Genomic DNA, 20583 nt, shown 5'->3' with positions numbered 1-20583 from the left:
GAATTGTCTAATGCACCGAACATATTACATGTGAATTTGTTCGCTTCAAGCCTTATTCTTGTTTGAGTTGATATATTTGACAAGAATCTAGATTTTATTTAATAAAAACCCGTTTATGTTAAATAATTGATAATGTTTAGCTGAAAAAATAGTCAAATACACAAAATTAGTTGATATCTTTTCTTAGTACGTGCTGAGCACCAGCTTCACCACCGTGATAAATCGTTTCTGTATCTGAAAAACCGACGTCTAAATAGAGCTTATAGGCCAGAGTGTTTTTCTTATTTACCGTCAGTCCTATGCAATTGAAGTCCGCATAGGCGCCATAAAGATAAAGAAATAGGCGATTAAGCGCTTGCTTGGCGTACCCTTTGCCCTGATGCTGCTTGGCAATGAGAAAATTACGTAAGCCAAGCTCTTTTTGTTGAGCAAAAGTGTACTGACGAGAATAGGACTTATCCAGCATAAAGAAACCGAGTAACTCTTTGCCTTCATTGATTACATAAAACTCTTGTTCAGGGGTTCTATGTTCATAAAGCGTATTAAAGTTAGTAACGTACGGTTTCTGCTCATCTGTCACTTCCATCTCCATAAGAGAGGCGTAGTCTTTGAATTTAGCTTTTCGAATAGTAATCATTAGATTAAGTCCGTAATCGATATTATTAACACCAATCTCAATTAAATAGCTTGAGTAGATGAGCCTATACACGATGGTTTAAGATCGATCGTGCTCAGAATAAAATAGTGCTTAGAATAAAATTGCGCCCAGACTAAAAAGCTGAAAGATGCGTCTACTTTATGCCATTAGCAGTATAAATAAATTCGGCAAAAAGAACACTGTTTACTCACGCAGTTGACGTTGAAGAGCTTGAATGATCTGTGCGGTAACTCCCCAAATAAAGTGCTCATTATAAGGAACCGCAAAAACTCTATGCCGTTGTTGGTTAATTTTGAATACTTGTGTATAGAGTTGTTTGATATCAAATAGATGGCTAGCGGGAACTTCGAATACGTCGTCAACTTCATTTCTATCCATCTGGATTTGATAATCACTGGAAATAAGGGCGATCACTGGGGTCACCATAAAATGACTGACCGTCATCAGTTCTGGTAATAGTCCAACAACAGATATTTGATCAGCATGAATTCCGATCTCTTCTTCAGTCTCCCTTAATGCGGTGTGTATTAAAGAGCTGTCTGACTCTTCATACTTGCCGCCCGGGAAACTAATCTGTCCGGGGTGATGCTTAAGGTGCTTCGCACGTCTGGTTAAAATCACAAACAGTTGGTCATCTCTCTCAACGCAACCAATGAGTACCGACGCTTTACGAACCTGGTTGGGATTGGCAGAGGAGGCTCTGTTCACGGCTTCGTGGTGATACTGTTCAGGTAGACGTAAAGAAAACTGGGTAAGTAACTGCTGCTTATTCATGTTCTGCCTTTTCTAATACTGGCAAAATACGACTCAGTTTATCCAGCGTCTCTTGATATTCGGCATCACATTGACTGTCCGCGACGATGCCTCCACCAGCCCATGCGTACAAGGTATTGTTATGCGCAACCAAGGTGCGAATCGTAATACTGGTATCCATGGTGCCGCACTGGCTAATATATCCAATGCTTCCGCAATAAACCGTACGCCTATGAGGCTCTAACTCTTCAATAATCTCCATTGCCCGCACTTTAGGTGCTCCGGTTATTGAGCCTCCGGGAAAACAGGCTCGCAATAGATCGGTGGGTTGATATTGCTTATCCAGTTTAGCGGTAATGGTGCTAACTAAATGGTGTACCGCAGGAAAGCTTTCTACGTCAAACAGTTTTGGCACACTAACGCTACCGGGTAAGGCGACTCGGCCAATATCGTTGCGTAGCAGGTCAACGATCATTAAGTTTTCTGCTTGATCTTTCTCAGAACGAGCCAGCTTCTCTGCATTAATGATGTCTTGTTGTTGGCATTGAGAACGAGGCAAAGTGCCCTTGATAGGCTTGGTCTGTATGGACTGTGCGGATAACTGAATAAATCGCTCTGGGGAGATACTAATAATGGCACTCTCTTCTAACTTTAAAAATGCAGAAAAAGGCGCTCTGTTTTGATTCTCTAGCATTAAATAAGCGTCAAACTCTGAACCTGAATAGTTAGCCTTAAATCGCTGCGCTAAATTGATCTGATAGCAGTCCCCAGAAAGCAGGTAGCCTTGAATTTTATTAAACTTACCACGGTAGTCGGCGGCACTCATATTGGATTGCCATTGACTGGATAAAGAGAAAGGAGTCGATGGTTCCGTCTGTCTTAACTCTGTTTCAGTGTGAGTATCGGTTTCTTTACGGCTTAATAGATATTGGTAGGCGTTCTGCACATCTTGACCAACAACATGTGCCTGTTTTTTGTGGTGATCAACGATGACTGCCCAACGATAAAAGCCTACCGCCATTTCTGGGATATCAATGTCATTCTCTGCTAACTCGGGTAGTTGTTCTACTCGACGACCTAAGTCGTAGCTAAAATACCCTAACGCTCCCCCAACAAAAGGCAAATCATCATTGCTGGTATATCTAGGTAATAAATTATCGAGATGATGCTGCAGTAATTCAAAAGGGTCTGCTTGCGAGACGGTAACCGAATCACCCTTATGAAAGTAAGTTTGATGCTTTCTGCTTACTAATGTGGCAATTGGGTTTGCTACCAAGATATCAAATCGACTATCCGGATGAGTGGTTGAAGGCGAACGCAATAGCATTGACCATGGATGATCGGCGATAGGGCGAAATAGTGTTACAGCAAGATCTGGCTGATACTCAATCTTGTGAGTGTCGAACTTGTGAGTTTTATTGTTAATCATTTGCTTAATTTGTGACAAAGGCTTGAATCACCACATAGCGTGTTGTTGGAAGCGAGAGTATCATAAATTCAAAATTTTAAGATCTAAATGTTCAGTTGAGTATATATACAATAACTATTGTTGATAAGTATCTCATTGAAACCATAACAATTAAAGAGGCAAGCAATGACAGTCATCCGTAAGCAGGACCTCATCAGCAGTGTTGCTGATGCACTTCAGTACATCTCTTATTATCATCCATTAGATTTTGTTAAAGCATTGGAAAAAGCGCATGACTTAGAGCAGAGTCAAGCCGCAAAAGACGCCATTGCGCAAATTTTGATCAACTCTCGCATGTCCGCAGAAGGGCACAGACCCATCTGTCAGGATACGGGTATTGTTACCTGCTTTGTTAAGATCGGTATGAATGTTCAATGGGAAAGCGATTTAACCGTACAACAGATGGTTGATGAAGGGGTTCGTCAAGCATATACAAACCCAGATAACCCATTACGTGCATCCGTATTGAGTGATCCTGCGGGTAAACGTATTAATACCAAAGACAACACGCCAGCGGTTGTCCACATTGATATGGTTCCCGGCGATAAAGTAGAGATTCAGATCGCGGCTAAGGGTGGCGGTTCTGAAAACAAAACTAAAATGGTTATGCTAAACCCTTCCGACGATGTCGCTGAGTGGGTAGAGAAGACATTACCGTCAATGGGGGCAGGTTGGTGTCCACCGGGAATGCTTGGAATAGGTATTGGCGGAACCGCTGAAAAAGCAGCGGTATTAGCGAAAGAGTCGCTAATGGGACACATTGATATTCAAGATCTTATTGATAAAGGCCCTGAAAATGCTGAAGAAGAGCTTCGATTAGACATCTTTAATCGAGTCAATAAGCTAGGTATTGGTGCGCAAGGTTTAGGCGGGTTAACCACGGTTGTTGACGTGAAAATTATGACGGCACCAACACACGCGGCGTCCAAACCTGTCTGCATGATCCCGAACTGTGCAGCGACTCGTCACGTACACTTTACCCTAGATGGCACAGGTCCAGCAGAATTGACCCCTCCTAAACTGGAAGATTGGCCAGAAGTAACATGGGAAGCCGATGAGAATACTCGTCGTGTTAACCTTGATGAAGTGACAAAAGAAGACGTTCAAGAGTGGAAAACCGGTGAAACAGTATTACTAAGTGGCAAAATACTGACTGGTCGTGATGCTGCACATAAGAAAATTCAGGGGTTATTAGAGAGTGGTGAAGGGCTACCTGAAGGTGTCGATTTTAATGGTAAGTTTATCTATTATGTTGGCCCTGTAGATGCGGTAGGTGATGAAGTCGTGGGTCCTGCGGGTCCAACAACGTCCACCCGAATGGACAAGTTTACTGACATGATGCTTTCTCAAACGGGTCTTACCGGAATGATTGGTAAAGCAGAACGCGGACCGGCGGCTATTGAGTCAATCAAAAATCATAAAGCGGTTTACCTGATGGCGGTTGGTGGTGCTGCTTACTTAGTGGCTAAGGCGATTAAAAAAGCACGTGTTGTCGCTTTTGAAGAGCTGGGTATGGAAGCCATTTATGAGTTTGAAGTGGAAGATATGCCAGTGACGGTTGCGGTAGACTCTACCGGAGCGAATGCTCACCAGATTGGCCCAGATACTTGGAAAGTAAAAATTGCAGAAGCAGAAAAGTAATTAACCTAATCAGCAGGTAGGGCAAATCAGTTAGCCTTACCTGCTGTTTATACGCATTATTTTTTGTCAGACGGTTACTCAAAGAGATCACTTTTAAAAATCACTTATTAAGCTTGATATAAACCCTAAGGAGACGTTATGGCTAGGTTTGTACAGATTCTTCAAGTTATTATTGCCATAGTAGTTGGCTTCTATGTCGCGCGTGACTTGGTGTTAAATGGTATCGCTATCTTTAATCAACAGTGGGTCGTGATTGCTGTCGTGACGACGCTACTATTAGAATTGGCTCTATTTGTCATTTATAAATTAATTGAAGATGATTAACTTATATACTCAGGCACCTTGAGGTCACTTGAGTATAATCCTGAGATTTGTTGGGGACTCGCGTTCAACCTAATGGTTGGACGTTTTTGTTTGTAAAGGAAGTTAAACAGCGTGGAATTAATAATGCAATTGTCTTACTCTGTTGCGAAGTAAGAGGAAATATTAATGAAAAACATCCGCCAAGAAATGAATGATCTTCTCCATCGCGGAATGGACAGTCATCTCAAACTCGCTGTGACTGGTTTATCAAGAGCGGGTAAGACTGCATTTATCACATCACTCGTTAATCAGTTGCTGCACTCTGCTGGGTCAGAGAAACTACCGCTGCTTAACGCGTCCCGGGAAGGGAATTTGATTGGAGCGAAACGCGTTCCGCAACAAAATTTATTGGTGCCCCGTTTTAGCTATGATGATGCATTAACGGCGCTTCATTCCGAGCCACCTCATTGGCCAGTACCAACCAAAGATGTCAGCGAAATTCGTCTCGCCTTGCGTTATAAGCCGACAAAGAGCAGCAAGCGAATTTTTAGCCAGACGGCGACCCTCTATCTCGATATTATCGATTATCCGGGAGAGTGGCTGCTTGATTTGCCACTATTGGATTTAACTTATGAGCAGTGGTGTCAGACACAATTTGATGGTTTGACGGGTACTAGACGCGATCTCGCCAAAGCATGGTTACAACAGATAGACGCCATAGAGCCATTTGCTGAAGCTAATGAGAAACAGCTAGAGCAGGTCGCACAATGCTATACCGATTATCTGTTTAGTTGTAAACAGGCGGGTTTACACTGGGTGCAGCCCGGGCGATTTGTGTTACCGGGAGATTTAAAAGGCGCCCCTGTGTTGCAGTTCTTCCCTTATCAGTTATTGGGTAGAGAAGATGAACTAGACAAAGCAGATAAACATTCCAGTTATCAAATGCTTAAATCTCGCTATAAAGAGTATCAGCAAAAAGTCGTTAAACGTTTTTATAAAGATTACTTTTCAACGTTTGATCGTCAAATCGTGCTGGTGGATTGCTTACAGCCACTTAACAGTGGTCACGAATCTTTTACTGATATGAAGTCCGCTCTTGAACAGCTAATGAAGAGCTTTCGTTATGGCCGCTCATCAATGTTGAAACGGTTATTCTCACCAAGAATCGACAAGTTGTTGTTTGCTGCCACTAAAGCGGATCATATAACCCCAGACCAGCATGCGAATCTGGTGTCACTTCTTCAGCAAATGGTGTATCCATCATGGCAACATGCCGCATTTGAGAACATCGCTATGGAGTGCATTAGCATTGCGTCCATTCAGGCGACAACCAACGGTTTTGTGTCCGACGGTGAGAACAGCATTCCTGCCATACAAGGCACGACTTGCGATGATCAACCCATGACGCTTTATCCCGGCGATGTTCCTAAAAAACTTCCCGGCGAAGAGTTCTGGAAAAATGGTCATTTCGATTTTAATAACTTCAGACCAAATCAGACAGAAATCGATATCCCCTTGCCTCATATACGAGTTGATAAGGCATTGCAGTACTTGATTGGAGATAAACTAAAATGAGTGAGCTAAAGTCTAAGCAAGTTTTCCAGCAGCCGTTAAATAGTGAGCAAGAGGCTAAGCAAGTTACTGATGATGATTTAACGCTACAACAAGCGTTCGAACCGACGGCTAAGTTTGTGCCAGTCGAGATGGAACAGGTTGATGAAGAAGGGGAGCACGAACAGAACTTAGAGCAAGTTATTCGTCCCAGTAAAAATAGAAAATGGTTTGCCACAGGGGTACTAACCTCATTTTCGGGCCTTGTTGGCTGGCAAGCCATCAATAATGTTGTTACCGCTTATCAAAGCGCAGATTGGCTCTCAATTGGTTGGTCTGCCTTTATTGTATCGATTGCCGGCGTGGGGATTTCAGTTCTGGCAAAAGAGTTATGGCGCTTACGTAAGTTACGACGTCACTTTACCGTTCATCAAGAGAGTGAAGCGCTATTAAACAGCGATAGCGTTGGTAAAGGGACTGATTTTTGTGAAAAGTTAGCCAAAGAGTCAGGGACTATAGCGGAAAGTCCTCATCTGGATCGCTGGAGAAATTCAGTAACGAGTTCTCACAGTGACGCCGAGATTCTGGAGATGTATGACGCAATGGTTGTTAGCCAACAAGATAAGCAAGCCAAAGCTCTGGTGGCTAAGTTCTCTACAGAAGCCGCCGCATTAGTGGCAATTAGCCCGCTGGCCATTGCAGATATGTTATTGGTGGCGTGGCGTAACTTTAAACTGATAGACAAATTAGCGGACATCTATGGTATTGAACTCGGCTACTGGTCTCGGCTGCAGCTGTTTAAACTGGTTCTTGTTAATATGGCCGCTGCGGGTGCCTCTGAACTTGCTACAGAAGCGGGCGTCGATCTATTGTCAATGGATCTGGCGGGCAAGGTATCTGCACGAGTCGCGCAAGGGTTTGGGGTTGGTATCTTAACCGCGAGACTTGGATTGAAAGCCATGTCATTGTTAAGACCTATGCCTTGGAACCGCGACAATCAAGTTAAGTTATCAGAAATCCGAAAAGCGTTATTACTAGAGCTTAAAAGTAAGTTGTAACAAAATGATGACTATTTGAGCAAAAAACAGCGAAATCTGCTTATTAATTTCAGCTTTTACAACCCTCACTTGACGAGAGAAAGTCCTTAATTCAAACTGGTGTCAACTTTTCCTGACACCCTTAAGGATTTTGTCTTGCGTCTTGAAGTTTTATGTGAAGATCGACTAGGCCTAACTCGTGAGTTACTTGATACGCTCGCATCGATGAATATCGATTTACGAGGCATAGAAATTGATGTCATTGGTATTATTTACCTCAACTGCCCTGAAATAGATTTTGAGGTATTCAGTGAGCTAATGGCACAAATTAGGCGTATCTCTGGTGTAACGGATGTGCGAAAAATTCAATTTATGCCTAGTGAAAGGCATAATACCGAGTTGGTTTCGTTGCTTTCTCATCTTCCTGAACCGGTACTGTCCGTCAATCTCAAAGGTAATATCGACATGGCTAACCATGCCGCCGGTGAGTTGCTGGATAAATCCTCTGATGAACTAATAGGCCAACAATTCCAATCGTACATTTCAGGTTTCAATTTTTCTCATTGGCTAGAAGAAGATGTGAATCGGAAAAGAGAGAGTGTGGTTGTTAATGGTCTTGATTACCTGTTGGAAGTTGTTCCTGTCTATATTGAAGGTGAGAATAGTGAAGAGCCTTTATTAGCAAGTGCGGTAATTACTTTAAAATCCAACTCGCAACATCACGCTAAGGTCACCTTTTTACCAGAAAGCAATGCCATTGGATTTGAGCATTTTGTCGGGCTTTCTAATCGACATAAAGCGCTTATTAGCCAAGCGAAAAAGCTGGCTATGCTTGATCAACCGCTGTTAATCGAAGGGGAAACTGGCACAGGGAAAGAAATGCTTGCTCGTGCGTGTCATAACCGTTCTCAACGTTCTACTTCCCCGTTTTTAGTGCTGAGCTGCGCGTCTATGCCCGATGATGTGGCGGAAACAGAACTGTTTGGTCATGCGCCCGGGGCGTTTAACCAAGGTACTGGCCATAAAGGTATTTTTGAACAGGCAGATGGTGGAACCGTATTTCTAGATGAAATTGGCGAAATGAGTTCGCATCTACAGATAAAACTACTCAGATTTCTACAAGATGGCACTTACCGTCGAGTAGGGGAAGAGCACGAAGTTCATGTGGATGTGCGGGTAATTGCCGCGACAAAACAGAACCTTGCAGAATTGACTGAAAAGGGTGAGTTTCGGGAAGATCTTTATTATCGACTCAATGTGTTGACCTTATCGATTCCTTCACTGCGTGAACGTAGCAACGATGTGGCGAGCTTGGTTGACCTGTTTTTAAAACGATATTGTCAAGAATTAGGAATTGAGAAACCGTTGCTATCCGCTAAAACGCTAGATGAGTTATCCTCTTATCAATGGCCGGGAAACATCAGAGAGCTCGACAACACAGTGCTTAGAGCGGTGACTCGAATGACAGATGGGGAATTGACTATTGATGATTTTCAGTTGCCTAAAGTAGATTCGGCGGTTGTGAATCACGTTGGTGTCAGCCTAGAAGGTTCTCTTGACGAGATCATGAAAGATTATGAAACAAAAGTTTTAGACAGACTTTACCAATCATTCCCATCGAGTAGAAAACTGGCTAAACGATTAAGTGTTTCCCACACCTCTATTGCCAATAAACTTCGTGATTATGGTATTAGGAAAAAGTAATGTGGCGTGATTTTAAATTCCATAGTATGAATTTGCGAAATGGTGATGTTCAGGTTCGTTTAGCAAAAAAAGAAGACAGTAAGTTAATTAGCGACTATTTTACTCGCAACCGTGAGTATCTAAGACCGTGGGAACCAGTGAGGGAAGAAGCCTTTTTTACCGAACAAGGCTGGAAGAAAAAGCTGATTAAGTTAACCGAACTTCATGCTTTGAACTTAGGTTTCTACTGTCTGATTATCGACCTGCCTAGCGGAAAAATGCTCGGCACCGTTTCATTCAGTAATGTAGTTCGTTTTCCTCTTCACTCATGCAATGTTGGCTACTCGTTAGACAAGGAAGCTCAAGGGCGCGGAACGATGCGTAAGGCGCTTAAACTTGCATGTGAATGGATGTTTAGTGAACAAAATATGCACCGCATATCTGCCAGCTATATGCCACACAATAATAGAAGTGAGTCAGTACTGATGGCTAACGGTTTTCACTCCGTAGGCTATGCCAAAGAGTACCTACTGATTGACGGTAAATGGCAAGATCATAAACTTACTGCGTTAATTAACCCTAATTGGCGAGAGAATAATGACTAATCAAAGATTGATAAAACAGATGGCCTTAATTATGGAGTTGGACCAACTCAAATCCGTATTGAGACGCACTCGGGTGAAATGCGATGGCCATCGATTGGAAAATAGCGCAGAGCATAGTTGGCACGTTGCTTTGATGGCCATTCTCCTGCAAGAGCATGCCAACGCACCTGTGGACATTTCTAGAGTGGTAAAAATGCTTTTACTGCATGATATTGTTGAAATTGATGCGGGTGATACATTTGTTTACGACCAAATCGAGTCAGAAAAACAAGAGCAGAAAGAGCTGCAAGCAGCCGAGCGTTTATTTGCCATGCTACCAGATGACCAAGGTGAAGAACTTTTTACCATCTGGCGAGAATTTGAGAAGGCAGAGAGCGATGATGCAAAATTTGCTAAAGCAATCGACCGAATTATACCGATCTTGATGAATCATAATAGCCAAGGCCAAAGCTGGGTTGAGCACGGTATAGCAAGACAACAAGTTATCAATATTAATCAGAGAATTGAAAAAGGCTCTGAAGTGTTATGGCAAAAAGCACTAGAAATTATTGATGAATCCGTTGCCAACGGTTGGTTGAAACCATAACAGTACGAGAGTGAAAATGTCATACATTGATATTAATGAATACAACCGAAAATGGATCTTTACCCATCAGTCATTGCCGGTAGAAGAGAGTGAACTACAAAATATCAAACCGATGAGTCAAGTTCGATCTGCTCAGTTGTGGCAAGATAACATAAGCCAGCAAAGTCCTGATGCGGATAGATTAAGCAGCCAAGATTGGCCGTCGAAGAAAAGTAACTGGAGCGATGAAGTTCGCTGGATCGACGCATGGGATAGCGACGATAGCGCATTACCGGAAGGGGTGCTCAATCACATTGACTGGCAAGACGATGTTACCATCTACTTCTGTTATGAAAAGTATAACGTTATCGAAACGAAGTGGCGTACCTTCAAGCGCCATTGGAAAAACTTTTTATTCTTTGATGATGGCCCTATTTTAATTGGTCGCAGACGCAATGAAGCCCTATGGTTTTCAAGCGATGGCAAAGTAAAACTTGGTGTTAGACAATAATTTTTAGTTAGATACGCCGTAAAAGTATCTAGCAGCATTTCGTGTAAACCGCTTAGTTCACTCTAGGCGGTTTTCTTTTCATATACAGTTAATCAAAAGTTTGCTGGTTAATTGTTCGATTGAAGTGAGTTTTTAATAGAGATCTCATTAACAATTGGTGAAGGGTGAAAATCCGTCTTAAACTGTATATAACTTGGTTTTATAATCACTAAATAGGTTGGATGTTGAGCAAAGCAGATTTAGGTTTACGTCCTACAGTAGTATTTGCGATTTTTATGGTCATCACTTTCATTGGAGTGGCGACAATCTGGCAAATTCAACGAGGCAACTCCATTAAGCTAGATGAAGTAGCAGTAGAGAGATGGACTCGTCTGCTACAAAGTCAGGTTTATAGTGATATTGACTCAATAAGTTCTGTTGCTAACTTTTTCCATGCTACCGACAAACATGATTGGTATCACTTTGCTGATTTTAGTAAAGAGATGATGAAAGGGTCCGCCAGTTTAATCGCGGTTCAGTGGATGGAAAAAGTGGAGTTAGAAAATCTGGATGCACATCTGGCGGAAATACAACAAGCTCGACCTTTTGTTAAACTCTATACTGCAACAGAAAATGACATTGTCTTTAAAGGCGTGGTAGATAAATCTATTTCACCAATATACGTAGCGACAGATGTTTACCCACCAACTAAAGAGAACTTACGAGTTCTTGGCTTTTACTCCGTCAAAGAACGCTTTATTCGTGTCAAGAACTCTATCATTAGTGATAGAGCAGCAAACATTTCTGATAAAGTCACCCTGTTACAAGACGATCTCCACAATGTTAAACCAGCCGACGGGTTTTTAGTCTATTCTCCTGCCTTTTATGGTGAAAGTGATGTATTGAAAGGCGTGGTCATTGGTGTCGTTAGAGCGAGTGTCTACTTTGACTCATTGATTGGTAACTCCATGAACAGCAATGCAGTCGCGGTAAGAATAAAAGACATGGGTTATAGCTCTGATGATGATCCGGTTTTGTATCAAAGTGGTAAGTGGGGAAACAAACACTCTTATCAACTATCAAGTTCTATCCGATTTCCTAATAGAACATGGTCTCTGGAGTTCCAATTTAGTCGGCAAGTTTCGAATAGTGACAGAATATCGTTATTTTTTATCGCGTTATCCGGTATTGTCATTTCCATTCTTGTTTCACGAATTGTTTATAAAACTAGCCAGCAAAATGAAATTCTAGAGATAGAGTTAGAGAAAAGAACAAAAGAGCTCAACTACTTAGTCACTCACGATCCAAATACCAATGCGCTTAATCGCAGGGCTTTTAACGAAGTGTATAAACAGTTGATTGAGGCAAAACTTCCTTTCTCTTTAATCACATTTGATGTTGATAATTTTAAGACAATCAATGATCTTTATGGACATCCTATTGGGGATGCGGCATTAGCCCATATTGCAAATCAAGTATCCATATCTCTTAGTGAACAGGATAAACTTTTCCGAGTTGGAGGGGATGAGTTTTACGTGATCACCAGTGTATCAACGGTGAGTGAACTGTTCACTTTCGCCGATCTTCTTCGAACCAGTGTGTGTGACAATCCTCTTAAAGTTGAAGGAGATATTCATGTCTCAATAAGCTTGGGTGGAGCAGTGTATAAAGGCGAGGAGATGGAGCCATTTGCGCAAAAAGTAGATTTAGAATTGTACAAAAGCAAAAAATTTGGCCGTAACCGTGTATCAATACTGGGCGCAAATGACGAGATGAGCTAAAATCCCGCGTCGAGTTTTCGTTTTCCCCAAAAGGCATAATATGAATTACAACCGCATCGTTTGTTTCGATCTGGAAATGTGTTGTTGGAACGTTGATGGTGTAGGAACCACTGGTGAGATTATTGAAGTCGGGTTGGCTGAGATTGACTTGCTAAACAATGAGATCGTTAAGCGGGCTCAATACTATGTTAAGCCTCAGTCGGATAAAGTTTCTCCTTTCTGTACCGAGTTGACGGGGATCAGCCCGAAAACCGTTCAAAAACAGGGTCGAGAACTGCAATCTGTAATCAAATCGATGATTAAAAATTTTGGTGGCCCAAACAAAATATATGCAGCATGGGGACATGATGACGCGATCTTAAAAGCGGAATGCGAAGCTAAAAATATCGCGATGCCTTTTAACGAGTATATCAATCTAGCGACTTTGTATCGGGTAAAGCAGCGACTGAAAGATAAACGTATTGGTCATAGAGCGGCTCAGGAGCAGATGGGTATTGAGTGGGAAGGTAGGCAACATTCAGGCTATGTTGATGCGTACAACTTAGCCAAATTAGCCTTGGTTCTTCTTTGAACATGAGATAATCGACAGATCTTTATTACCAAATTAATGACCTAAAAGACTATTTTAACGAACAGCCTTCGAGACTCACCTTAGGCTGTTCATTCTCGTCAAAATCTTTATTTATCAATGACACTTAGCTTCGCACGTATAAAATCACTGTGATCGACATAGAGAAGTTCTGCCACTTGTCTTATTACAGCATCTTCTAGTGGATCTATTACTCCATCAGCGTTGGCAATTTCCCACATAGCTTGCACCAGTTGATAGCGTTTTTGTTGCTCTAATTGACGCAGTTGATTGGTAAATTCATATAGTGAGATAGAGTCAGAGGCTTGCTTTTCTGCATTGTTGATTAACTCTTCGGCGCGATTCTGATCAACGTCAATTAGGTTCATTAACAAGGATATTTTTGCTTCTCGTTCACTGCTATCCACTTGCTGATCTGCTAACGCGACCTCACACAACAGTGCTGCTATGGCGATGTCAGGGGAGTAGTTTGCGTTTTTTGAAAGGTCTTCACCTTCTAGTAGCTGCTTAAAGAGCGAGGTAATGGAAGAAAACATAATTAAACTCTTAGTAAGTTGTTTATACTCGGTAACCTTGAAAGGGGATGCCATTCCTTCGATTATCCTTCTTGAACTGAACCTGTTGATTCCGCTCTGAATCTTGCTGCTTGTAATTACTTGAGTATATAGTTGTTGGTCTTTCAATAGATTGTAGCGCGATTACTAAAAACCAAGTAATTAATTACAATAATTTACCTTTATCGAACAAAAGTCGTTAAAATAACGTTTTATATTTAACGTGTTGCATTATGTTTGATATCAGTACCACAACACTTCTTGCTATGGCGGCCATTTTTCTCGGCTCATTTGTGCAAACCGCGATCGGGTTTGGTTTGGCCATTGTTGCTGCCCCTATACTGTTTCAGCTTTCTGTTGATTATGTACCAGCACCAATAATCATCGTCGCGTTGGTTATTTCACTGCTTAATACCTTGAAGAACAGAAGTAATATAGAGATAGGCGGTCTAAAAAGTGCGTTAATTGGTCGCGTGCCCGGTTCGATCATTGGTGGTGGGATATTAACTATTGTGTCGTCTGCCACATTATCCTTATGGCTTGGTATTGCAGTGCTGCTTTCTCTTTTAATCAGTGTGCTGCCATTTCGAATTGAGCCAACGCGAAATAGAATGGCGCTGGCGGGCTTTATGTCTGGTTTTATGGGGACCACCTCAAGTATTGGTGGGCCGCCAATGGCGATATTATTGCAGCACCAAAATGCCAACGAATTTAGAGGCAACTTGTCGGCGTTTTTTCTCTTTAGTTCTATGATGTCATTAATCGTTCAGTACTTTGTCGGGTATTTTACTCTCAAGCATCTCCTTATCAGCCTACCGCTTCTTCCTGCCGCTTGGTTAGGCTATCGCAGCGCGTTGTATTGTGTGCAGTTTGTGTCAAAAGAGTGGATACGGTGGGGGGCACTAGTACTGTGTCTAACGAGTGGAATGAGTGCCATTGTTCAAAGCGGCGTTATTTTATGAAGTTTGATCTAGGTGTTTGTTTTCTTCCAAGATCTCAACCACTTCTGAACTGCTTTTCTCATGTGCAAGAAGGACAAGTTTCAGAAACAGGTCAGATTTGGTTTTAGCAGAAAGAGACTGGTCAAATAACAGTTGAACGATTTTGTCTCTTAATAAATTGACCTCATGTTCTACAAAGCCGCGAGCTTCAAATTCGCCGGCATCTTCTTCTGGGGCATTATCAAATTGGAGATTAACAAACTCGCCATCTAACGAGGCGTCAATGAGCTGCTCTGGCAACCAGCTTTCACCTGTTACTATCTCTTTGTCATTTTCCAATGTTAAAAGAAACGCCATGAGTTCAGAGGTTTTCATAAATTGTCTGCAATAATTAATAAGCTATTGATATTGTAACGGCAAATGCTCTGAAAACCTAAACACAAATGCAATCGGGATAGTTTAGTTAATACCTGCTGTGATACAATCGCGCCAATTTTAAGAACAAAATAGGTAAAGCTTTGACCTCGTCACAGCCAGACGCTTCATCGCAAAATGCGTCAAAAAATAGCCCCAAGTCTACTCATTCCCAATCGAACAGTGCCAAACAGTTAAGGGCTGCTGTAAATGATTGTTTGATCAAAGATCGTTTTAGATTGCAGAAGCGCATTTCTGGCGCAAACAAGATCAAAAATGCTGAGTCAAGAAATGCAGTGTTCGATGAAATAGCGCTGGATATCGCTAAGTCTATGATGATTGTTGAGCAGAGAACTCAGTACAATGTTCATATTGACTACCCAGAGCAGCTTCCTGTTAGTCAAAAGCGCGATGATATTGCCAAGGCCATTGCAGAAAACCAAGTTGTGATTGTTGCGGGTGAGACAGGTTCAGGTAAAACCACTCAGCTTCCTAAGATCTGCGCGGAACTCGGCAGAGGAAAGTTTGGTTTAATTGGCCATACTCAGCCTCGTCGTCTTGCTGCCCGTTCGGTTGCTAATCGTATAGCGGAAGAGATGGAGAGTAACCTAGGTGACTATGTAGGGTATAAAGTACGTTTTAACGATCAGATATCGGATAACACTCAAATAAAGCTGATGACCGACGGGATATTGTTGGCCGAGATTCAACACGACCGTTATTTGAATCAATACGACACCATCATTATTGATGAAGCCCACGAACGTAGTCTAAATATTGACTTTATTATGGGCTATCTAAAAGAACTGCTTCCTCGACGCCCAGATTTAAAAGTCATTATTACTTCTGCAACAATCGACCCTGAACGTTTTTCTCAGCACTTTTTTGATGCTCCGATAATAGAAGTATCGGGACGAACCTTTCCAGTGGAGACCCGTTATCGTCCTCTAAAAGGGGATGATGCCGATGACAGAGATCAGTTAGAAGGGATATTTGAAGCTGTTGATGAGTTGTGCGACGAAGGACTTGGTGACATTCTTATTTTTATGAATGGTGAACGAGAGATCCGCGATACTGCTGATGCACTAACCAGGCGAAATCTTCGTGATACAGAAATCGTCCCTTTATATGCGAGATTGTCTTCCGGTGAACAAAACCGAGTCTTCCAACCTCATGCGGGGCGACGAATTGTCCTTTCTACCAACGTTGCCGAGACATCCCTAACGGTTCCCGGTATTCGCTACGTCATCGACCCTGGAACCGCTAGAATTAGCCGCTATAGCTACCGTACTAAAGTTCAGCGCTTACCCATTGAGGCGATCTCTCAAGCCAGTGCTAATCAGCGAAAAGGTCGCTGTGGTCGTGTTGCGGAAGGTATCTGTATTCGTCTCTATTCGGAAGAGGATTTCGACTCACGGCCTGAGTTTACTGATCCCGAAATCTTAAGAACCAACTTAGCATCGGTCATCTTGCAAATGACCGCCATCGGTTTGGGAGATATTGAAGCATTCCCTTTTGTAGAAGCACCCGATAAGCGAAATATTCAAGATGGTGTTCGGCTGTTAGAAGAGCTTGGAGCGTTTAGCGTAACAAAACAGGGAAGCAGTAAAAAGTTAACCTCGTTGGGACGTAAGTTGTCCCGATTGCCTATTGACCCTAGGCTTGCTCGAATGGTAATAGAAGCGCCGCAGCTTGGTTGTTTAAAAGAGGTGATGATTATCACTTCGGCCTTGTCTATTCAAGATCCCAGAGAAAGGCCATCAGATAAACAGCAGTCGTCTGATGATAAACATCGTCGATTCTTCGATAAAGAGTCGGATTTCATCACTTTTGTGAACCTATGGGATTACATTCAACAACAACAAAAAGCGCTCAGTGGTAACCAGTTTAGAAAGCAATGTAAAAAGGACTTTCTTAATTACTTGCGGATACGAGAGTGGCAGGATGTCTATTTCCAGCTTCATCAAGCTATGCGAGAAATGGATACCAAGTTAAATGATACCCCAGCCGGCTATCAAGCGGTCCATAGCGCGTTGTTGGTTGGTTTGCTTTCTCACATTGGTATTAAAGATCAAGAGAAGCAAGACTATCAGGGCGCGAGAAATGCGCGTTTCCATATTTTCCCTGCATCGGGTCTATTTAAGAAACAGCCTAAGTGGATTATTTCAGCAGAGTTAGTGGAAACCTCCAAACTATGGGGCAGAATCGTTGCCAAGATCCAACCTGAGTGGATAGAGCCGCTAGCGAAGCACTTGATCAAACGCAGTTATAGCGAACCGCATTGGTCGAAGAAACAAGCCGCGGTTATGGCGTATGAAAAAGTGATGCTCTATGGCGTACCAATTGTTCCTAAGAGACTGGTTAATTACTCAAATATTGACGCTAATGTCTGCCGAGAAATTTTTATCCGCTCTGCACTTGTTGAAGGTGAGTGGGAAACGCGTCACCGCTTCTTTAAAAATAACCGCAAATTACTGCTAGAAGTGGAAGAGCTTGAGCATAAATCTCGACGAAGAGACATTCTGGTGGATGACGATGAGCTGTTTGATTTTTATGATCAGCGAGTCGGCACTGAGGTTGTATCTGGTCGACATTTTGATACGTGGTGGAAAAAGGCAAGAGCAAAAACTCCTGAGCTGCTAGATTTTGAAAAAGAGATGCTATTTAGAGGGGATGCCAGCCACGTAACTGAGTTGGATTATCCAAATTTTTGGCATCAAAACAGTTTTAAGTTAAAACTGAGTTATCAATTTGAACCTGGTGATGATAACGATGGTGTCACGGTACATATTCCATTGCCTATTCTTAATCAGATAGAACCTGCCGGTTTTGATTGGCAAATTCCGGGGTTGCGTCATGAATTGTTGGTTTCGATGATAAAATCCCTACCTAAAACGCTACGCCGTAACTTTGTCCCTGCACCCAATTACGCTGACGCATTTTTGTCTAGCGTAACCGCCATGGAAATGCCGTTGTTAGACGCTTTAGAGAAGCAATTAAAGCGGATGAGTGGTGTGGATGTTTTGCGTGAAGATTGGAACCAACAACAAATTCCTGAACATTTAAAAATCACATTCAGAGCCGTTGATCACCACGGTGGTAAGCTTAAAGAGCATAAAGATCTCCATCAGCTTAAAGAGAGCTTAAAGGATAAGGTTCAACAAACGCTGTCACAGGTTGCGGATGATGATATTGAGCAGCAAGGATTGCATACTTGGAGTTTTGGCGAGCTTCCTAAGGTTTATCAACAAAAGAGAGGGGGCTTTGAGGTTAAAGCTTTCCCGGCTTTGGTTGATGGTAAGGACAGTGTAGAGATAAAGCTTTTTGAAACCGCTCAAGAGCAGCAATCCGCCATGTTAGCTGGGCAACGTAGGCTGATATTATTAAATGTTCCGTCACCAATTAAGTACTTACACAGTAATTTGCCAAACAAATCTAAACTTGGTTTGTATTTTAACCCTTATGGTAAAGTGCTGGATCTGATAGATGATTGCATTGCCTGTGGAATCGATAAGCTAATAGAAGAGAAAGGCGGATTGGTTTGGACGCCGGAGCAGTTTGAACAGTTAAAAGAGCAAGTACGAGCTGAGCTAGGGGATACGGTCGTCGATATTGCCACTCAGGTAGAAGCGATACTTACCACAGCCTTTAGCATTAATAAGAAACTGAAAGGCAAGGTCGATTTCACTATGGCTTTTGCGTTATCAGATATTAAATCTCAGATAGAGGGGCTTATTTTTAAAGGCTTTGCTACTGAGTCGGGCTGGCGAAAACTGCCGGATATTTTACGATATATGAAAGCGATCGAAAGAAGGATGGAGAAATTACCTATTGATCCAAACCGTGATAGGCTGCATATGTTGAAAATAGAGTCAGTTTATGGAGACTACAAAGAGTTGCTCAATAAGATTCCAAAAGGAATGGTTACACCTGAGCCAGTAAAAGAGATTCGTTGGATGATAGAAGAGTTAAGAGTCAGCTTTTTCGCTCAGCAACTTGGCACACCATATCCGGTTTCCGATAAGCGAGTTAAAAACGCTATTGATGCTTGTTAGGCAAGATTTTTGCATAGTTTAAGCATTAAGTAATAAAAATGAATTTTGATATCGATTAGTGGCAAGAAAATGCCATTGATGATAATGACAAAAAAGAAGGTAAAGTATGAAGAAGACTATAATAGCACTTGCGTTAGCAGGCTTTGCAGGTTCTGTATCAGCAGACGCACTTTTATATGGTGGCGCGATGGTGGGTCAATCTGAATACGATGGCGAGAAATCCACTGCGGCAAGTTTTCACGTAGGAACGGGTTTGTTGCCTATTTTAGGCATTGAAGCAGGTTATGCTGATCATGGTGAGTTTGATATTGATGGTTTGACTAGTGATGTTAAGGCCGACTCAGTATTCGCTGCCATTCGTCCAAGCCTAGATTTAGGCCCTTTGCACCTGTACGGAAGAGCTGGTGTTCATAAATGGGATATGTCTGGCGGCAAAAAAGATGATGGTGTAGATATGATGTACGGCTTTGGAGCAGAGTACTTTATCTTTGGACCTGTCTCATTGGGTGCTGGCTACAATGTCTATAAAACGGATGATAAAGATATTTCAAACTTTAGCTTAACCGCAACGTTCCATTTCTTTTAAAAGAACGTTTTCTAGCTAACCCTATAAAAAAACACCGCTTTTTAGCGGTGTTTTCTATTTGAGCCTTGTCTGAGTTGTGACATTGGTGTTATTTTATAGCTTAGTTTTACTCGATATCGCCAAGTTCAAGGAGATGAACGGTCAAGATGAGTATGCTATGTAGAAAGTAGTTTAGAGCTAACCTAGTGGCCTATGACATTGACTAAATGCCATGGACATTGAATCACTAGCCTAAGGAGCATGGATGCAAACTAAAGCTGAGTATGATCTCATTGCAGATCAGTGGTGCAGTATAAGAACAGAGCTTCCGAGTAATGATGTTGAGCTATTTGAGCTGTTTCTGAGTTACTTGCCAGACAATTCTCATGTATTAGATCTGGGTTGTGGCCACGGTACCCCTGTTGCTGACCTTATTTCTTCCCATGGACATAATATCTTAGGGATAGACCGTTCTGAAAAGTTATTGAGTATCGCTAAATCTAAGTTTCCTCAACATAGTTGGCAACAGAGTGACTTAGAAAAATATCAACCGACTCAACAATTTGACGGCATTGTCATTTGGGACTCAATGTTCCACCTGCCTAGGCAAGAGCACGCCATTTTGCTCAACAAAGCGTATCAATCCCTCAAATATAAAGGGGCACTGATCCTCTCTAGCGGTGGCTCTAAATATGATATACCTCCTTTTACGGGGTCGATGTTCAATAATGAGTTTTTTTATGATTCGTTTACGATAAAACAACTGTTAGATGTGTGCGAAGAAATAGGGCTACGAGTTGTTCAAACCAAGCTAGTGAATGAGCCTGATGGTGGACGTGATAAAGGAAGGCTAGGGGTGGTACTGAGAAAAATTTAAACCATCTGTTTTTCTTTCAACTGGCCTATTTTAAAAAATTGCATGGATAAAAT

Annotated in this window: 19 protein-coding genes; 14 read left to right on the top strand and 5 right to left on the bottom strand. The window is 42.1% G+C overall.

What is annotated here, in order from left to right; genetic code table 11:
- Positions 1 to 166 precede the first annotated feature (166 nt).
- The 3 genes from F0227_RS04780 to pabB form a co-directional block, all read right to left on the bottom strand.
- Entirely contained in the window at positions 167 to 637 is a 471-nt protein-coding gene (locus tag F0227_RS04780) for a GNAT family N-acetyltransferase (RefSeq protein ID WP_171752037.1), read from the bottom strand.
- A gap of 204 nt (positions 638 to 841) precedes the next feature.
- A complete protein-coding gene (locus F0227_RS04775; protein ID WP_171752036.1) occupies positions 842 to 1432 on the bottom strand; it encodes a CoA pyrophosphatase in 591 nt (196 codons plus the stop codon).
- The gene (pabB, locus tag F0227_RS04770; protein WP_171752035.1) at positions 1425 to 2840 is read right to left on the bottom strand and encodes an aminodeoxychorismate synthase component 1; all 1416 of its coding nucleotides are present in this window, start codon (positions 2838 to 2840) and stop codon (positions 1425 to 1427) included. Before pabB ends, F0227_RS04775 begins: the two co-directional genes overlap by 8 nt.
- A gap of 165 nt (positions 2841 to 3005) precedes the next feature.
- On the opposite strand from pabB, the gene F0227_RS04765 reads away from it, so the two are divergent.
- The 10 genes from F0227_RS04765 (at position 3006) to F0227_RS04720 (ending at position 13106) form a co-directional block, all read left to right on the top strand.
- The gene (locus F0227_RS04765) at positions 3006 to 4520 is read left to right on the top strand and encodes a fumarate hydratase (protein ID WP_171752034.1); all 1515 of its coding nucleotides are present in this window, start codon (positions 3006 to 3008) and stop codon (positions 4518 to 4520) included.
- Between the two features lie 138 nt (positions 4521 to 4658).
- Positions 4659 to 4844 carry a hypothetical protein gene (locus tag F0227_RS04760; RefSeq protein ID WP_171752033.1) on the top strand — a complete coding sequence of 62 codons (186 nt, stop codon included), beginning with the start codon at positions 4659 to 4661 and terminating at the stop codon, positions 4842 to 4844.
- Positions 4845 to 5009: 165 nt separating this feature from the next.
- On the top strand, positions 5010 to 6398 hold the full coding sequence (locus F0227_RS04755; protein ID WP_171752032.1) for a YcjX family protein: 1389 nt from the start codon (positions 5010 to 5012) through the stop codon (positions 6396 to 6398).
- Positions 6395 to 7432, top strand: coding sequence for a TIGR01620 family protein (locus tag F0227_RS04750; protein ID WP_171752031.1), 1038 nt, complete (start codon positions 6395 to 6397; stop codon positions 7430 to 7432). The genes F0227_RS04755 and F0227_RS04750 overlap by 4 nt, the downstream gene beginning before the upstream one ends.
- Positions 7433 to 7567: 135 nt before the next feature.
- Positions 7568 to 9115 carry a transcriptional regulator TyrR gene (gene tyrR, locus F0227_RS04745; protein ID WP_171752030.1) on the top strand — a complete coding sequence of 516 codons (1548 nt, stop codon included), beginning with the start codon at positions 7568 to 7570 and terminating at the stop codon, positions 9113 to 9115.
- Positions 9115 to 9699, top strand: coding sequence for a ribosomal protein S5-alanine N-acetyltransferase (gene rimJ / locus F0227_RS04740; RefSeq protein ID WP_171752029.1), 585 nt, complete (start codon positions 9115 to 9117; stop codon positions 9697 to 9699). The genes tyrR and rimJ overlap by 1 nt, the downstream gene beginning before the upstream one ends.
- The gene (locus F0227_RS04735) at positions 9692 to 10285 is read left to right on the top strand and encodes an HD domain-containing protein (protein WP_171752028.1); all 594 of its coding nucleotides are present in this window, start codon (positions 9692 to 9694) and stop codon (positions 10283 to 10285) included. The genes rimJ and F0227_RS04735 overlap by 8 nt, the downstream gene beginning before the upstream one ends.
- A gap of 16 nt (positions 10286 to 10301) precedes the next feature.
- A complete protein-coding gene (locus F0227_RS04730; protein WP_171752027.1) occupies positions 10302 to 10775 on the top strand; it encodes a DUF2947 domain-containing protein in 474 nt (157 codons plus the stop codon).
- Between the two features lie 224 nt (positions 10776 to 10999).
- Entirely contained in the window at positions 11000 to 12535 is a 1536-nt protein-coding gene (locus F0227_RS04725; RefSeq protein ID WP_171752026.1) for a sensor domain-containing diguanylate cyclase, read from the top strand.
- Between the two features lie 40 nt (positions 12536 to 12575).
- On the top strand, positions 12576 to 13106 hold the full coding sequence (locus F0227_RS04720) for a 3'-5' exonuclease (RefSeq protein WP_171752025.1): 531 nt from the start codon (positions 12576 to 12578) through the stop codon (positions 13104 to 13106).
- 107 nt (positions 13107 to 13213) lie between these two features.
- Here F0227_RS04720 and F0227_RS04715 read toward each other — a convergent pair whose 3' ends face one another.
- Complete coding sequence (locus F0227_RS04715) at positions 13214 to 13660, bottom strand: TerB family tellurite resistance protein (RefSeq protein WP_171752024.1); 447 nt, start codon at positions 13658 to 13660, stop codon at positions 13214 to 13216.
- 251 nt (positions 13661 to 13911) lie between these two features.
- Here F0227_RS04715 and F0227_RS04710 point away from each other — a divergent pair, with 251 nt between their 5' ends.
- Positions 13912 to 14640 carry a sulfite exporter TauE/SafE family protein gene (locus F0227_RS04710; RefSeq protein WP_171752023.1) on the top strand — a complete coding sequence of 243 codons (729 nt, stop codon included), beginning with the start codon at positions 13912 to 13914 and terminating at the stop codon, positions 14638 to 14640.
- On the opposite strand, the gene F0227_RS04705 is transcribed toward F0227_RS04710, so the two are convergent.
- A complete protein-coding gene (locus F0227_RS04705; protein WP_171752022.1) occupies positions 14635 to 14994 on the bottom strand; it encodes a hypothetical protein in 360 nt (119 codons plus the stop codon). The genes F0227_RS04710 and F0227_RS04705 overlap by 6 nt on opposite strands.
- 143 nt (positions 14995 to 15137) lie before the next feature.
- Here F0227_RS04705 and hrpA point away from each other — a divergent pair, with 143 nt between their 5' ends.
- From hrpA to F0227_RS04690, 3 genes are all read left to right on the top strand, one after another.
- Positions 15138 to 19088, top strand: coding sequence for an ATP-dependent RNA helicase HrpA (hrpA, locus tag F0227_RS04700; RefSeq protein ID WP_171752021.1), 3951 nt, complete (start codon positions 15138 to 15140; stop codon positions 19086 to 19088).
- Positions 19089 to 19194: 106 nt separating this feature from the next.
- Entirely contained in the window at positions 19195 to 19674 is a 480-nt protein-coding gene (locus F0227_RS04695; protein WP_171752020.1) for an outer membrane beta-barrel protein, read from the top strand.
- 244 nt (positions 19675 to 19918) lie between these two features.
- A complete protein-coding gene (locus F0227_RS04690) occupies positions 19919 to 20530 on the top strand; it encodes a class I SAM-dependent methyltransferase (RefSeq protein WP_171752019.1) in 612 nt (203 codons plus the stop codon).
- Positions 20531 to 20583: the final 53 nt, after the last annotated feature.

Origin of the sequence: Vibrio sp. 99-8-1, assembly GCF_013114595.1 — a bacterium.
Classification (GTDB): domain Bacteria; phylum Pseudomonadota; class Gammaproteobacteria; order Enterobacterales; family Vibrionaceae; genus Vibrio.
This window is presented reverse-complemented; position numbering and strand designations above follow the sequence as displayed.